This window comes from Trinickia sp. Y13 (assembly GCF_029522115.1).
Classification (GTDB): Bacteria; Pseudomonadota; Gammaproteobacteria; order Burkholderiales; family Burkholderiaceae; genus Trinickia.
Genome location: NZ_JAKWFK010000006.1, coordinates 140,450 through 156,349 on the forward strand (window position 1 = coordinate 140,450; position 15,900 = coordinate 156,349).

Genomic DNA, 15,900 nt, shown 5'->3' on the forward strand with positions numbered 1-15,900 from the left:
AAACGCGACGTGGCATCCCTCCAAAATCAGATTTAAAGAAAAAGATCGGTCTTTTTTTCCACTATCACATTTAAATGGCAAATATGACCTAAAAGCCGGAAAAGTAGCCGGCACGCCCCCCTCCCCCGCGGCCCCATCGCGGCCTCGCGACGCAACGCCCTCCCGCCCCTGCGCCGTATAATCCGCAACTGACTTCGAGCCTTCTCCCGTACCGTCTATGTCCCACATCGCCGAGAACCTTCAGGAAGTGCACGCCCGCATCGAGCGTGCGGCTAGCGCCGCCCAGCGGCCGACGGATGCCATTCGCCTGCTAGCCGTCTCGAAGACTTTCCCGGCCGACGATATCCGCGCCGCCTTCGCCGCGGGTCAGCGCGCCTTCGGCGAAAACTACGTGCAAGAGGCCGTCTCCAAGATCGAAGCGCTTGCCGATCTGCGCGCCCAAATCGAGTGGCACTTCATCGGCCCACTCCAATCGAACAAAACGCGACCCGTCGCCGAGCATTTCGACTGGGTCCATTCGGTCGATCGCCTCAAGATTGCTCAACGCTTGTCCGAACAACGACCCGACACGCTGCCGCCTTTAAACGTATGCTTGCAGGTGAACGTTAGCGGCGAGGCATCGAAAAGCGGTGTCGCACCTGAAGACGCCCCCGCCGTCGCACGCGAGATCGCCAGTCTGCCGAAGCTTCGTCTACGTGGTCTGATGTCGATACCCGAACCCGCCGCCGATCTGGCAGCGCAGCGCGAGCCGCATCGCATCCTGCGCGAACTCTACGAGACGTTGCGTGCGCAAGGCGTTGCACTCGATACCCTATCCATGGGCATGTCGGCGGATCTGGAAGCGGCCGTGCTCGAAGGCGCAACGATCGTCCGCATCGGCACGGCCATCTTCGGCAAACGCGACTACTCCCACTGAACGACGGCTCAAAGCCCTATCCCGCCTTCCCGCACGAAAGCGAAAACGCCTACGCTCACGGTTGCACCCGCTGCGGGTTGCACCCGACAGAACGCCAATCGACAGGCGTCTATAATCGCCCGCTACGGCTATCCTTCCTCCTTCTCGACAACATCATGAAGATCGCATTTATCGGCGGCGGCAACATGGCCGCGGCATTGATCGGCGGCTTGATCAAGCGCGGCGTCGCGCCCGCCGACCTCTACGCCATCGACGTCAACGAAGACGCCCGCGCACGCACGCACGCGCAGTTCGGTGTCGCAACCGGCGCGCAAGCCGATGAAACGCTACGTGGCTACGATGCCATCGTGCTGGCGGTGAAGCCGCAAGTGCTCAAAGCCGTTGCCGCTTCGCTCGCGCCGCATTTGTCGACGCAACTCGTAGTCAGCATTGCAGCGGGCATTCGCGGCGCCGATCTCTCCCGCTGGCTCGGCGGCTACACGCGCGTCGTACGTGCGATGCCGAACACTCCAGCGCTGATCGGGCAAGGCGTCGCTGGTCTAGTCGCACTCGCGGGCGTGGACGAAGCGGGACGCACGCTCGCATCCGAAGTGCTCGGCGCCGTCGGCACGACGGTATGGTTCGACGACGAAGCGAAGATCGACGCCGTTACCGCCATCTCGGGCAGTGGCCCGGCCTATGTGTTCTATTTCATCGAAGCGATGCAGGAAGCGGCGCGCCGCCTAGGATTGAGCGACGAAGAAGGCCGCGCCCTAGCGCTCGGCACGTTCGCGGGCGCGGCGCAACTGGCCGTGCAATCGGAGGAAAGCGCCGCTGTGTTACGCGAGCGCGTGACGTCGAAAGGCGGGACGACAGCCGCGGCATTGGCGGCCTTCGAGGCGCAAGGCGTCAAGGAGGCGATTGTCAAAGGCGCGCTGGCAGCCGATGCGCGCGCGAAAGAAATGGGCGACGAATTGGGCAATCAATAACGCAACGGGAACTGGCTCCGCAAAAGCCGGCGCACCGTCGGCTTCTGCGAAGGCGCTTGCGTCAGAACGCCGTCAACGCATAGTGAGCGGCGATCCCGGCGAACAGCACGCCGCCGAGCCAGTTGTTGTGGCGAAACGCCGCGAAGCAAGGCATCCGCTCGCGGCCGCGAATAAGCGTGTAGTGGTAAAGCGCGCAGCCGAGGGCTGCCAGCCATCCGGCCCAATAAAACGCATTGAAACGCAACACGGCGCCGATCGCCGCATAGATGCCGAGCGTGGCCGCATAACAGAGCATCACCGCCGCCACGTCGAAGCGGCCGAACGTGAGCGCCGAAGTGCGAATGCCGATCTTGATGTCGTCGTCGCGATCCACCATCGCGTATTCCGTGTCGTAGGCCACCGACCAAAATACATTGGCGAGCAGCATGACCCACGCGAGCATCGGCACGTGCCCCTGCACGGCCGCGAACGCCATCGGGATGCCGAAGCCGAACGCAATGCCCAGATATGCCTGCGGGATCGCAAAGAAACGCTTCGTGAACGGATAGGACCCGGCCACGAAGAGCGCCACCACCGACAATGCCTTAGTCAAACCGTTGAGCGGCAGAATCAGCAGAAAAGAAACGATCGATAGGCCGGCCGCAATCGCAATCGCCTCCCATGCGTGAATCTTGCCCGACGTGATCGGGCGCGATTCGGTGCGTTTGACGTAACGGTCGAAGTCGCGGTCGGCGTAATCGTTGATCGCACAGCCCGCCGAGCGCATCAGCACCGTCCCGACGACGAAGATGACGAGCAGCGAAAGCGACGGCTTGCCATTCGATGCGATCCACAGCGCGTTCAGCGTGGGCCACAGCAGCAACAGGCTGCCGATCGGCTTATCCATGCGGATCAAACGCAGATAAAGGGGAAGACGGGCGAACATGGGCGCAGACATGGGCGAAGCGGCCGTAAACGAAAAACGAACGCCGTATTGTAGAGCCGCGGAGCCCAAACGACGAAGGCCTCCCGGTCGGGGAGGCCTTCGTCAACAAAGACAACAGCGCGCGCGGCAGCTCAAGCCAGCATCGAACGCAGCATCCATGCGGTCTTTTCGTGCGTCTGCAGGCGCTGGGTCAACAGATCGGCCGTGGGCTGATCATTGGCGGCATCCGCGGCAGCAAAGACGTCGCGTGCGGTGCGAGCCACAGCCTCTTGCCCCTGCACGAGCTGGCGAATCATCTCTTCGGCCGCGGGCACGCCATCGGCTTCCGGAATCGACGACAACTTCGCGAAGTCCTTGTAGCTGCCGGGCGCATGCACGCCCAAAGCGCGGATGCGCTCGGCGATCGCGTCGACGGCCAGCGCAAGCTCGTTGTACTGGCCTTCGAACATGAGGTGCAGCGTATTGAACATCGGCCCCGTCACATTCCAATGGAAGTTGTGGGTCTTCAAATAAAGCGTGTAGGTATCGGCAAGCAACCGCGACAAACCTTCCGCGATCTTTTTGCGGTCCTTGTCATTGATGCCGATGTCGATTTGCACTGCGACGTTTTTCTTTGCCATGGCGATTCCTTCGAAGGATGAAGCGAAACGGCGAAATAGCTCAACTCGTCGATCAGGCTTTCGCGAACGAATCGGCGAAACGACCGACGAGACCCAGTAGGGTACGAACGATTGCCAGTGTAGCCCAGGCGAGTCAAACGACGCCAGTTACGTGACAACGCCGTGACACACGAGTGCAAGGCCTTAGTCGCCGCCGTGCGCTTTTCCTTCGCCATTGCAATGGTCGACGCAATGATCGGCGCGACGCCTCATTCGCCTTTCATCATCGATAGACCTCGAGCGCAGACGCCCCAGCGCGACATAGGCCGGGGCATCATCTTGCGAGGCTCGGCTTACTCCGCGCGCGCCGCCTGTCGCTGCTCGATCGCGGCGGCAACGCCTAACCCGTAAGCCTCGTCGGCGCGGCCGAAATGCTCGAGCGCACGCGCGACGATATCGGCGGGCACGCCGTCGATATGTCTGGCGATGTTTTCGAACAAGCGCTGACGCTCGTCTTCGCCGAACAAGCGGAACAGCGCACCGGCCTGGCTGTAGTAATCGGCGTCTTCGCGATGATCGTATCGTTCGATGGCGCCAGCGGCGAGCGCCGGTTCGGCCGCACGCGCGTCCTGAGCGAATTCGCCGAAGCGGTTCGGCTCGTAGTTCGGCGTCCCGCCCAGATTGCCGTCCGTGCGCATCGCCCCATCGCGGTGGAACGCATGATGAACCGGGCATTTCGGCGCGTTCACGGGAATCTGATGATGATTGACGCCGAGGCGATAGCGCTGCGCATCGCCATACGAGAACAGCCGCCCCTGCAGCAAGCGATCGGGCGAAAAGCCGATGCCGGGCACGACGTTGGCCGGTGTGAAGGCAGCCTGCTCGACATCGGAGAAATAGTTGCCCGCGTTGCGATTGAGTTCGATCACGCCGACATCGATCAGCGGATAGTCCTTGTGCGGCCACACCTTGGTGATGTCGAACGGGTTATACGCGAGCGTCGCCGCCTCGGCCTCAGGCATCACCTGAATGCGGAAGGCCCATTTCGGGAAGTTGCCGTTTTCGATGTTGGCGATCAAGTCGCGTTGCGCGCTCTCGCGATCGCCAGCGATCACCTGCGCAGCTTCCGCATCGGTGTAGTTTTCGATCCCGTTCAGCGACTTGAAGTGAAACTTCACCCAAAAGCGTTCGCCGCCTTCGTTGATCAACGAGAACGTGTGCGAGCCGAAGCCATGCTGCTGCCGGTAGTTCTTCGGAATGCCGCGATCGCTCATGAGAATCGTAACTTGATGCAGCGACTCGGGGTGGCGCGTCCAGAAATCCCACGCGGCCACGTTGCTGCGCAGATTCGTGTACGGGTCGCGCTTTTGCGAGTGAATGAAGTCTGGGAACTTCAACGGATCGCGAATGAAGAACACGGGCGTGTTGTTGCCGACGACGTCCCAGTTGCCCTCGTCCGTATAGAACTTGATCGAAAAGCCGCGTACGTCTCGCTCGGCATCGGCAGCGCCGCGCTCGCCGGCCACTGTCGAAAAGCGCATGAAGAGCGGCGTTTCTTTCCCAATCTCGCTGAAAATCTTCGCCTTCGTGTAGCGCGTGATGTCGTGCGTGACGATCAAGCGCCCGAAAGCGCCCGAGCCCTTCGCATGCACGCGGCGCTCGGGAATCACCTCGCGATCGAAATGAGCCAATTTTTCGAGCAGCCAAACGTCTTGCAGCGCGATCGGTCCGCGCGGGCCAGCGGTCAAGGAGTTCTGGTTATCGGCAACAGGGGCGCCTGCGGCGGTCGTCAATTTTCGGTCGGACATCGTGTGCTCCTCGGGAAAGCGGGTAAGCGGGTTCGTGGATCGGGAACGCGGCGCAGCGCGTCCGCCGCGCGTAAGGTCTTGGTCTAGCCGGTCGGCAACTGCGATTGGCGAGCGGGGGGCCGCGCGCTCAAGCCCCGAGCGCGCGATTGGCCAGCAGCGAAACGACGGCCGCGCGCGAGCGACGCAGCGAAACGGCCAGCCGAGCGCCCGTTCGGGCGCGGCGAGACGACGAAACGACGCGGACAATCAATTGCGACATGACTTCTTCCCTCTGCGTGAGCGCTCGAGCGGCGCGGTATGGAGAGAAGAATAAAGAAAACTATCAAAAAAGCGAATTCAATTATTTTTATCTATTCGATAGCCGCATTCATTCGAAGCGGCTACCGCCCGGCTCGGGCGGGGCGGTGACGCGACATGCCGCGGCGGCCGAAGCGCCACCGCGCATCGCAGCGATGGGTCTGACTAGATAGGTGAATAGGCGAATCGGCGTTCGGCCCGACGGTTGCCGACGGGCCTTGCGTCCGTCAATTGACGACAGCCGGCATGTCGAGCTTGTTCACGCCCGGCAGCTCGCAGGCCGCGATGGCTTCGCTGATCGCGTCGATGGCGGGCATGCGCGTGAAACTCTTGCGCCAAGCGAGGACGACGCGTCGATCGGGCACCGGCTCGTCGAACGGCACATAGCTGAGCAGCCCGGCATCGGGGCCGCCGGCGTGCGCCCGCACCTCGGACACCGACATGCGCGGCAGCACGGTAATGCCGACGCCGCTCGCCACCATATGGCGGATGGTTTCGAGCGAGGACCCTTCGAACGTCTTCTGAATGCCGTCGGCCGTTTGGGAAAACCGCATGAGTTCGGGACAGACGCCCAGCACGTGGTCCCGAAAGCAATGCCCCGTGCCGAGCAGCAGCATCGTCTCTTGCTTCAGGTCGCTTGCGTCGATCTTCTTGCGCGACTCCCAGGCGTGCCCCGCCGGCAGCGCGACGACGAACGGTTCGTCATAGAGCGGGCGCACCATGAGCCCCGTTTCGGGAAACGGCAACGCCATGATCGCCACGTCGATCTCGCCCTGCTTGAGCAGCTCGATCAGCTTGAGCGTGTAATTTTCCTGCAGCATCAGCGGCATCTGCGGAACGCGCTTGATCATTTGCTTGACCAATGTGGGCAGCAAATAAGGCCCGATCGTATAGATGACGCCCAGGCGCAACGGCCCGACGAGCGGGTCCTTGCCCTGCTTCGCGATCTCCTTGATGGCGAGCGTTTGCTCGAGCACCCGCTGCGCTTGCGTGACGATTTGCTCGCCGATCGGCGTCACGCTGACTTCGCTCGTCCCACGCTCGAAGATCTGCACGTTCAGTTCGTCTTCGAGCTTCTTGATAGCCACGGAGAGGGTCGGCTGGCTGACGAAGCACGCCTCGGCGGCGCGGCCGAAATGCCGTTCGCGCGCAACCGCAACGATGTATTTCAATTCAGTGAGCGTCATTGGGGGACCAATCAGGACATTGAAATCGATAGGTTTATCTTATACACCCGAGACGCCGATTCGCCAACAGGGGGACAGGTGCTTTCAGCCGGACGGCGTGACCGGCGGCCTCGACGCAGCAGCGATGCGCCTGAGCGCGCATATGCCACCCTGGCCCCATCGCCCCGGCCAACCGCTCGCTGCCCGGCAGCCGACAGAGCGGTTACGGTGCCGCCGCCCTCACGCTTTCAGGAACTGCTCGCGTCCGCCGAGCCAGCGCGCCAAGTGTTGCAGCACCACATCGGGATGACGCTCGATCAGCCGCGCCGCCGCTTCGCGGGCCGGCTCGATGAGCCAAGCGTCGTTTTCCAAACTGGCGAAACGCAGCATGGCCGCGCCCGACTGGCGCGCCCCGAGGAATTCGCCCGGCCCGCGAATCTCCAAGTCGCGGCGCGCGATCTCGAACCCGTCGGTCGTCTCGCGCATCGTTTTCAACCGCTCGCGCGCCGTCAGCGACAGCGGATTGCTATAGAGCAGCACGCAGATCGAGGCGGCGCTGCCGCGCCCCACGCGTCCTCGCAACTGGTGTAGTTGGGCGAGGCCGAACCGCTCCGCATGCTCGATCACCATGAGCGATGCATTGGGCACGTCGACGCCCACTTCGATGACCGTGGTGGCCACGAGCAACTGCACCTCGTTGCGCGAGAACGCCTCCATGACCGCCGCCTTTTCGGCGGGCGGCAGCCGTCCATGCACGAGGCCGACGCGCAGCTCGGGCAGCGCGGCGACGAGCGTCTCGTAGGTCTCGATCGCCGTTTGCAACTGCAGCGTCTCGCTTTCTTCGATGAGCGGGCAGACCCAATACACCTGACGCCCCTTCAACGCAGCATCGCGCACGCGGGCGATGACCTCGTCGCGGCGCGCGTCCGAGATCAGTTTCGTCACGATGGGCGTGCGTCCCGGGGGCAGTTCGTCGATCGTCGACACGTCCAGATCGGCGTAATAGGTCATGGCGAGCGTGCGCGGAATCGGTGTGGCCGACATCATCAACTGGTGCGGCTGAAACCCGGCGGCGCCGTCGGCCGCGCGATCGGCCTTCGCGCGCAACGCCAGCCTTTGCGCGACCCCGAAGCGATGCTGCTCGTCGACGATCACGAGGCCGAGCCGCTCGAACTCGACCGTGTCCTGGATGATCGCGTGCGTGCCGATCACGAGTCGCGCCGTGCCTGAAGCCGCCGCTTCGACGGCCGCGCGTTTGTCCTTCGCTTTCAAGCTGCCCGCGAGCCAGGCGACGCTCACGCCAAGCGGCTCGAGCCAGCCGCGCAATTTGCGTGCGTGTTGCTCGGCCAGAATCTCGGTGGGCGCCATCATGGCTGCCTGGTAGCCGCAATCGATGGCCTGTGCGGCGGCCAGCGCGGCGACGACCGTCTTGCCGCTACCCACGTCCCCCTGCAACAGCCGCTGCATAGGATGAGGCGCAGCCAGATCGGCCGCGATCTCGCCCACGACGCGCATCTGCGCGCGCGTGAGTTCGAACGGCAGCGCGGCCAACAGCCGGGCGACGAGCGTACCGTGCGCGCCGCCCGCCCGGCCCGGCGGCATGGCCGGAGCGGAACGGGCGCGCCGCTCCTCGTGAGCGCGCTTGAGCGAGAGCTGCTGCGCAAGCAACTCATCGAACTTGATGCGGGTCCACGCCGGATGCGTCCCGTCGATCAGCGCCGCCTCGTCCGCACTCGCGCTCGGGTGATGCAGCACGCGTACGGCCTGCTCGAGCGGCGGCAGCGCGAGCGGCCCGCAGTACTGCTTGGCGATGGGCTCGGGCAGGATCTCCGGCAGCGGCGTGCGCTCGAGCGCATTGTCGATCGCCTTGCGCAGATAGGCCTGCGAGACGCCCGCGGTGCTCGGGTACACGGGCGTCAACGCTTGCGGCAACGGCGTGCCTTCGTCGACGGGGCGCACCGTCGGATGAACCATTTCGAGCCCGAAGAAACCGCCGCGCACGTCGCCGCGCACGCGCAGCCGCACGCCGATCGCCATTTGCTTGACCTGCGAACCGTAAAAGTTCAGAAAACGCAGGGCCAGTTCCGCGCCCTCGGCGTCGCGCAGCTTCACGACGAGCTGCCGCCGCGGCCGATAAGCGATTTCATTGTCGACGACGACGCCTTCCGTTTGCGCCGTCTCGCCCGGCAGCAATTCGCCGATGGGCGTGAGCGTCGTCTCGTCTTCGTAGCGCATCGGCAGGTGCAGCACGAGATCGATGTCGCGCGTCAAGCCAAGCTTGGCGAGCTTGTCGACCGGCTTGGAAGGCTTGACCGGCTTGGCGGCCTTCGCGGGCTTGGCGGTCTCGACGGCCTTAGCGACGGCCTTCGCGGTGGTCTTGACAGCCGGTTGCGCCTCTGCGGCGGAATCGGTCGGGCGCGATCGGGGCAACGGCATTACGCTCCTGGCAAGTACAATGACGGTTTTCTCTGGACGAACGGCGTGCGGGCCGCATCGGCGCCGCTTTGCGATCATAGCGGCTCGTGAGCCGTCTCGCCGCGCCCCGCCGCCGATCAACGCTGCATGTTCACGCTTTCCGATTTCGATTTCAATCTACCGCCCGAGCTCATCGCGCAGACGGCGCTGCCCGAGCGCAGCGCCAGCCGCCTGCTCGAAGTCGATGCGACGGCCTCGCCGCCGCGTTTCGTCGACCGGCGTTTCGCCGAGCTACCCGACTGCGTGCGCCGCGGCGATTTGCTCGTGTTCAACGATACCAAAGTGCTCAAGGCGCGCTTCTTCGGCCAGAAGGCGAGCGGCGGCAAGATCGAAGTGCTCGTCGAACGCCTGACGGGCGAGCAGACGGCCCTCGCGCAAATTCGCGCGAGCAAGAGCCCCGCGCCCGGCACGACGCTCAGGCTGGCCGACGCATTCGACGTGACCGTGGGGGAGCGCATCGAACCGTTCTACACGCTGCACTTTCCGCAAGCTTGCCTGACGCTCATCGAGCGCTACGGCCGCTTGCCGCTGCCGCCTTACATCGAGCACGATCCCGACGCCACCGACGAAACGCGCTATCAAACCGTGTTCGCGCAGAACCCGGGCGCCGTGGCGGCGCCCACCGCCGGCCTGCATTTCGACGAGGCGCTGCTCGCCAGGCTCGACCAGCAGGGCGTCGAGCGTGCGACGCTGACGCTGCATGTGGGCGCGGGCACGTTCCAGCCCGTGCGCGTCGAGAACATCTCCGAGCACAAGATGCACAGCGAGTGGTATCAGTTGCCGCAGACGCTCGTCGATAGGATCGCTGCCACGCGGGCGCGAGGCGGCCGGGTGATCGCCGTGGGAACGACCTCCATGCGCGCGCTCGAAGCCGCGGCGCGGGACGCGGACGCCGCCGGCCGGCCGCTCGCCGCCGCCAGCGCGGAAACCGACATCTTCATCACGCCCGGCTATCGTTTCCGCGTGGTCGACCGGCTCGTGACGAACTTTCATTTGCCGAAATCGACGCTGCTCATGCTCGTGAGCGCGTTCGCCGGCATCGAGACGATCCGCGAGGCGTACCGGCACGCGATCGAGCAACGCTATCGTTTCTTCAGCTACGGCGACGCCATGTTGCTGACGAAGGCCGCAAGCTGAAGGCGAACGGCATAATCGAATTACCCAAGCGGCGGCCGCCTAGACACCGGCCGCGCCCCCTTTCCCTGCGCCGGGCAGGCAGCAGGCCAGCGTCGGCGCGCCAGAGCGCCGCTCGAGGCCCATGCCAAGCGTATCCCGGCTGCGATAGGAGTCCAATATGACCGAAGGTCATACCATCGATAACGCCCCCTCGCCCGCACCGGGCCTCGGGGGCCTGAAGTTCGAGCTGCTTCGGACCGACGGCCGCGCGCGCCGCGGCCGCTTGACGCTGAACCACGGCGTGGTCGAAACGCCGATCTTCATGCCGGTCGGCACCTACGGCACGGTGAAGGCGGTCCAGCCGCGCGAGCTCGAAGAGATTCGCGCGCAGATCATCCTCGGCAACACCTTTCATCTCTGGCTGCGCCCGGGGCTCGAGACCGTCGCCGCGCATGGCGGCCTGCACGGCTTCATGGGCTGGCGGCGCCCGATCCTCACCGATTCGGGCGGCTTCCAAGTCTTCTCGCTAGGCGATCTGCGCAAGATCACCGAGGACGGCGTGACGTTCGCCTCTCCCGTGAACGGCGACAAGCTGTTCCTCTCGCCCGAAGTCTCGATGCAGATTCAAAAGGTGCTGAACTCCGACATCGTCATGCAATTCGACGAATGCACGCCGTACGCGACCGACGGCGTGCCGACGACGCACGAGGACGCCGCCGCGTCGATGCGCATGTCGCTGCGCTGGGCCAAGCGTTCGATCGACGAATTCGAGCGGCTCGCCAATCCGAACGCGCTGTTCGGCATCGTCCAGGGCGGCATGTTCGAAGACCTGCGCGACGAATCGCTCGCCGGTTTGTCGGAAGCGGGCTTTCACGGCCTGGCTATCGGCGGCCTGTCCGTGGGCGAGCCGAAAGAGGAAATGATGCGCGTGTTGGAGCACGTCGGCCCGAAGCTGCCGGCCGATAAACCGCATTACTTGATGGGCGTGGGCACGCCCGAGGATCTCGTCGCCGGCGTGGCCGCGGGCATCGACATGTTCGATTGCGTCATGCCCACGCGCAATGCGCGCAACGGCTGGCTCTTCACGCGCTTCGGCGACGTGAAAATCCGCAATGCAACGCATAAGAACTCGCTGCGCCCGCTCGACGAAACCTGCGGTTGCTACACCTGCCGTCACTTCACGCGCGGCTATTTGCATCATTTGCATCGAGTCGGCGAGATTCTCGGCGCGCAACTCAATACGATCCACAATCTGCATTACTACCTCGAACTCATGAGCGACATGCGCGAAGCCATCGAAACGGGCACGTTCGAGGCATTTCGTCAGCGTTTTCGAGACGAGCGCGCACGCGGCGTCGAATAGCGGCGCCGGGCGAAATCGTGCTTGCCCAGCGCCGCAACGGACGCCGGCGGCGCCGGGCTGACGCGCGCCAAGGCTCCGCGGCCGCCCGATTCGGTCTAGGTGGTAAAATACGCGGCTATTTTTCGATCGCTTCAGATCGTCCCGATCGTCACTTACGGAGAAACCAACGTGTCGCTGATTTCCAACGCATTCGCGCAAGGCGCAACCGGCGGCGGCGCCGAGTCGAGCCTGATGAGCTTTTTGCCGCTCATCCTCATGTTCGCGGTGCTGTACTTCATCATGATTCGCCCGCAGATGAAGCGTCAAAAGGAGCATCGCAATATGCTCGCCGCGATGGCCAAGGGTGACGAAGTCGTGACGAGCGGCGGCATGGTCGGCAAGGTAACGAAGGTCGGCGAAGCGTACGTCGGCGTCGAAATCGCCGAAGGCACGGAAATCACCGTGCAAAAATCGGCCGTCACGACGATTCTCCCGAAGGGCACGATCAAGTCGCTCTAATGCGGCTCACCGCCCGTCCTGCCCGGCCCGATGCGGCCCGGCGGGCGAGCGGCGCACCGCCACCACGCCAACCCACCCGTTCGGCTCCCTCATGAATCGCTATCCCCTTTGGAAATATGTCTTGATGGCCGTGGCGCTCCTCATCGGCCTTCTCTACACATTGCCCAACTTCTACGGCGAAGCGCCGGCCGTGCAGGTGCTCAGCGGCAAGGCGACGGTCAAGCTCGACACGTCCACCTACGCTGAAGTCGAAGCGGCGCTCGCGGCCAATCAGATCAAGCCCGACGACATCACGGTCGACACGGCCTCGGCCAACGCCAACATTCGCGTTCGCTTGAAGGACACCGACACGCAGTTGCGCGTGAAGGACGTGCTGCAAAAAGCGCTGAACCCCGATCCCAACGACCCGCAGTACGTCGTTGCGCTGAACCTGCAAAGCGCCTCGCCGCGCTGGCTCACGGCGCTGCACGCGCTGCCGATGTACCTCGGCCTGGACTTGCGCGGCGGCGTTCACTTCCTGATGCAAATCGACATGGCGGGCGCGCTGAACAAGCGTCTCGACTCCGACGCATCGGATGCGCGCACGCTCTTGCGCGACAAGAACATCCGCGAGGGCGGCGTCAATCGCGTCGGCCAATCGGTCGTGATCGCCTTCGCCGATCAAGCGACGGCCGACGCAGCCCGCGCCGAGCTCACCCGCGCGGTCACGGAACTGCAATGGACCACGCAAGCGGCCGCCGCGGGCGGCGTGCAAGTGGTCGGCACGTTCGCGCCCGCGCAGCAGCGCGCGGTCGAGGAAGCAGCCGTCAAGCAAAACATCACGACGCTGCACAACCGCGTCAACGAACTGGGCGTGGCCGAGCCCGTGATCCAGCAACAAGGCGCCGACCGCATCGTCGTCGAACTGCCGGGCGTGCAAGACACGGCGAAAGCCAAGGAAATCATCGGCCGCACGGCCACGCTCGAGGCGCGCTTGGCCGATCCGGTCAATACCCATCCCGCCCCCGGCGAGGCTGTGCCCCCGGGCGACGAGCTCTTCACCGAAGGCAGCCAAGCACCGGTGCTGCTGCGCAAGCAAGTGATCTTCACCGGCGACAGCATCATCGACGCGTCGGCCGGCTTCGACGAGCACCAGCGCCCCTCCGTCAACATCCGCCTGAACTCGTCGGCGGGCCGTGCGGTGGCGAGCGTGTCGCGCGACAACATCGGCAAGCCGATGGCGATGGTGCTGTTCGAGAAGGGCAAGGGCCAGGTGCTGACGGTCGCGACGATCCAGTCCGAACTCGGCGATCGCTTCCAGATCACGGGCCAACCCACGCCGCAAGCGGCCACCGATCTCGCCTTGCTGTTGCGCGCGGGCTCGCTCGCCGCACCGATGGACATCATCGAAGAGCGCACGATCGGGCCGAGCCTCGGCGCCGACAACATCAAGAAGGGCTTCGATTCGGTCATCTACGGCTTTGCCGCGATCGCCATCTTCATGGTCGCCTACTATCTGCTGTTCGGTCTCGTCTCGGTGATCGGCCTGTCGGTGAACCTGCTGTTGCTGATCGCCGTGCTGTCGATGCTGCAAGCGACGCTCACGCTGCCGGGCATCGCCGCTATCGCGCTCGCGCTCGGCATGGCGATCGACTCGAACGTGCTCATCAACGAGCGCGTGCGCGAAGAACTGCGTCACGGCGCACCGCCGCAGTTGGCGATTCAGAACGGCTACGCGCACGCTTGGGCGACGATTCTCGATTCGAACGTGACGACGCTGATCGCCGGCCTCGCACTGCTCGCCTTCGGCTCGGGCCCGGTGCGCGGCTTCGCCATCGTCCACTGCATCGGCATCTTGACGTCCATGTTCTCGGCCGTGTTCTTCTCGCGCGGTATCGTCAATGCCTGGTACGGCGGCAAGAAAAAGCTGAAGACGCTCGCGATCGGCCAAGTTTGGCGTCCGGCAGGCGCCGAAGCGATGGCTTATTCGCAGCCGCAAGCAAGCCTCGGCGTAGATGCCGATACGGACACGATGCGAGCCACGAAAGCGATCGCAGCGCAACCGAAGAGCAAAGGCGGACGCAGCGGCCCGAAGCCGGTTCTGCGCAATCGCGCGCGCGAGAACGCGGCGCCGCGCAAACCGGGCTCGTCCCGCTAATCGGTTCACGAGGACCGGGAGACAAGAACATGGAATTTTTCCGTATCCGCAAGGATATTCCCTTCATGCAGCGCGCGTTGATCTTCAACGCGATCTCGTTTTTGACGTTCTTCGCGGCGGTGTTTTTTCTGCTGCATCGCGGCCTGCACTTGTCGGTGGAATTCACGGGCGGCACCGTCATCGAAGTTCAGTATCCGCAAGCCGCACAGCTCGAGCCGGTCCGCACGACGCTCGGCACACTGGGCTATGGCGACGCGCAAGTGCAGACGTTCGGCACGTCGCGCGACGTCATGATTCGGCTGCCGTTGAAGCAAGGCTTGACCTCCTCGCAACAGAGCGAGCAGGTCATGACCGCGCTCAAGACGCAAAACGCGTCCGTGCAACTTCAGCGCGTCGAGTTCGTCGGCCCGCAGGTGGGCAAGGAACTGGCCACCGACGGCTTGCTCGCGCTCGCGTGCGTCGTTGCGGGCATCGTCATCTATCTGTCGTTTCGCTTCGAATGGAAGTACGCCGTGGCCGGCGTCATCGCGAACTTGCACGACGTCGTGATCATTCTCGGCTTCTTCGCCTTCTTCCAATGGGAGTTCTCGCTGTCGGTCCTCGCTGCAGTGCTGGCCGTGCTCGGCTACTCGGTGAACGAATCGGTCGTGATCTTCGACCGGATCCGCGAGACGTTCCGCCGCGAACGCAAGATGACGGTGATGGAAGTCATCAACCACGCGATCACGAGCACGATGTCGCGCACGGTCATCACGCACGGCTGCACGCAGATGATGGTGCTGTCGATGTTCTTGTTCGGCGGGCCGACACTGCATTATTTCGCGCTCGCGCTGACGATCGGTATCTGCTTCGGCATTTACTCGTCCGTGTTCGTCGCGGCCGCGCTCGCGATGTGGCTCGGCGTGAAGCGTGAAGACTTGCTCAAGGAAAAGAAACCTCGCCACGATCCGAGCGATCCGAACGCCGGTGCGGAGGTTTGAGCATCGAGTTGCTTAGGCGCTAGCTGGCCCGCAGGCCTATTCGGAAAGCTTCGGGACGCTACGGCGAAAACGGCGCGCAACGCGGTTCTTACCGCTGCGCGCCGTTTTTCTTTGCCCGCTTTCTGCAATCAAGCTCAGCGATTACGTTCCGCTAGAGTCCGGGGGGCTCGACTTATCCGTCGGGGTTGGCTTGACGGCGTGATGGCGATGCTTGGCCGAGGTGCGGGCGTGGGTGCTCGCTTTTCCGGTAGCGTGCGTGCGCGTGCGCGCGCCGGCGGTGCGCTTGTCCGTGTTCGCCGCATCCTGCCCGTTCGACTGAGCGGCGCCCTCCGCTCCCATTTGACCGGACGTCGCCGCACCGGCATGGGTACCCGCATTCGTACCGGCAGCGCCCGGCGTCTTCACTCCTGCATTCGTGCCGGAATCCACGCCTGCTTTTGCACCGGCGCCCGCGCCAGTGGCCATGCCGCCCGTGCCGCTCGTATCTGCGCCCGAGGTCGCGCTCAACGAGGTTTGGCCGCCCAGCGTGCCCGCAGCCACCGTGCTACCCGTATCGCTGCCCGCAGCGAATGCCATCGTCGATGCAAGCACCGTCACACCGGTTGCCGCCAAGAGCGTCCAACGCTTCGTCTTCGTCATCCGAATCTCCTAA

The 15,900-nt window shown here is 64.1% G+C and carries 14 protein-coding genes; 7 read left to right on the forward strand and 7 right to left on the reverse strand.

All coding sequences use genetic code 11. The annotated features are described in order from the left end of the window. The first annotated feature begins 217 nt into the window (after positions 1 to 217). Together MMB74_RS13275 and proC are read left to right on the forward strand one after the other, a co-directional pair. A complete protein-coding gene (locus MMB74_RS13275) occupies positions 218 to 916 on the forward strand; it encodes a YggS family pyridoxal phosphate-dependent enzyme (RefSeq protein ID WP_277429104.1) in 699 nt (232 codons plus the stop codon). Between the two features lie 155 nt (positions 917 to 1,071). Continuing rightward, positions 1,072 to 1,884 (forward strand): pyrroline-5-carboxylate reductase, encoded by an 813-nt coding sequence (gene proC, locus MMB74_RS13280; RefSeq protein ID WP_277429105.1) that lies wholly within the window; start codon positions 1,072 to 1,074, stop codon positions 1,882 to 1,884. A gap of 61 nt (positions 1,885 to 1,945) precedes the next feature. Here proC and ubiA read toward each other — a convergent pair whose 3' ends face one another. From ubiA to recG, 6 genes are all read right to left on the reverse strand, one after another. Further along, positions 1,946 to 2,809, reverse strand: a complete 864-nt coding sequence (gene ubiA / locus MMB74_RS13285) for a 4-hydroxybenzoate octaprenyltransferase (protein WP_277429256.1) — start codon at positions 2,807 to 2,809, stop codon at positions 1,946 to 1,948. A 131-nt stretch (positions 2,810 to 2,940) separates the two neighbouring features. Beyond that, the gene (locus tag MMB74_RS13290; protein WP_277429106.1) at positions 2,941 to 3,429 is read right to left on the reverse strand and encodes a Dps family protein; all 489 of its coding nucleotides are present in this window, start codon (positions 3,427 to 3,429) and stop codon (positions 2,941 to 2,943) included. A gap of 332 nt (positions 3,430 to 3,761) precedes the next feature. Further along, positions 3,762 to 5,216, reverse strand: coding sequence for a catalase (locus MMB74_RS13295; RefSeq protein WP_277429107.1), 1,455 nt, complete (start codon positions 5,214 to 5,216; stop codon positions 3,762 to 3,764). Between the two features lie 127 nt (positions 5,217 to 5,343). After that, positions 5,344 to 5,475, reverse strand: a complete 132-nt coding sequence (locus tag MMB74_RS13300) for a hypothetical protein (RefSeq protein WP_277429108.1) — start codon at positions 5,473 to 5,475, stop codon at positions 5,344 to 5,346. A 265-nt stretch (positions 5,476 to 5,740) separates the two neighbouring features. Further along, complete coding sequence (locus tag MMB74_RS13305; RefSeq protein ID WP_277429109.1) at positions 5,741 to 6,700, reverse strand: hydrogen peroxide-inducible genes activator; 960 nt, start codon at positions 6,698 to 6,700, stop codon at positions 5,741 to 5,743. A 219-nt stretch (positions 6,701 to 6,919) separates the two neighbouring features. Further along, entirely contained in the window at positions 6,920 to 9,115 is a 2,196-nt protein-coding gene (recG, locus tag MMB74_RS13310; protein ID WP_277429110.1) for an ATP-dependent DNA helicase RecG, read from the reverse strand. 126 nt (positions 9,116 to 9,241) lie between these two features. Here recG and queA point away from each other — a divergent pair, with 126 nt between their 5' ends. From queA to secF, 5 genes are all read left to right on the forward strand, one after another. Then, positions 9,242 to 10,291 carry a tRNA preQ1(34) S-adenosylmethionine ribosyltransferase-isomerase QueA gene (gene queA, locus MMB74_RS13315; protein WP_277429111.1) on the forward strand — a complete coding sequence of 350 codons (1,050 nt, stop codon included), beginning with the start codon at positions 9,242 to 9,244 and terminating at the stop codon, positions 10,289 to 10,291. Between the two features lie 157 nt (positions 10,292 to 10,448). After that, positions 10,449 to 11,633: a tRNA guanosine(34) transglycosylase Tgt gene (tgt, locus tag MMB74_RS13320; RefSeq protein ID WP_277429112.1), complete on the forward strand. Its 1,185-nt coding sequence runs from the start codon at positions 10,449 to 10,451 to the stop codon at positions 11,631 to 11,633. 168 nt (positions 11,634 to 11,801) lie between these two features. Further along, on the forward strand, positions 11,802 to 12,131 hold the full coding sequence (gene yajC / locus MMB74_RS13325; protein WP_277429113.1) for a preprotein translocase subunit YajC: 330 nt from the start codon (positions 11,802 to 11,804) through the stop codon (positions 12,129 to 12,131). Between the two features lie 91 nt (positions 12,132 to 12,222). Further along, entirely contained in the window at positions 12,223 to 14,268 is a 2,046-nt protein-coding gene (gene secD / locus MMB74_RS13330; protein ID WP_277429114.1) for a protein translocase subunit SecD, read from the forward strand. A 29-nt stretch (positions 14,269 to 14,297) separates the two neighbouring features. Then, positions 14,298 to 15,248, forward strand: a complete 951-nt coding sequence (gene secF / locus MMB74_RS13335) for a protein translocase subunit SecF (protein ID WP_277429115.1) — start codon at positions 14,298 to 14,300, stop codon at positions 15,246 to 15,248. A 141-nt stretch (positions 15,249 to 15,389) separates the two neighbouring features. On the opposite strand, the gene MMB74_RS13340 is transcribed toward secF, so the two are convergent. Further along, positions 15,390 to 15,887: a hypothetical protein gene (locus MMB74_RS13340; protein ID WP_277429116.1), complete on the reverse strand. Its 498-nt coding sequence runs from the start codon at positions 15,885 to 15,887 to the stop codon at positions 15,390 to 15,392. Positions 15,888 to 15,900 lie beyond the last annotated feature (13 nt).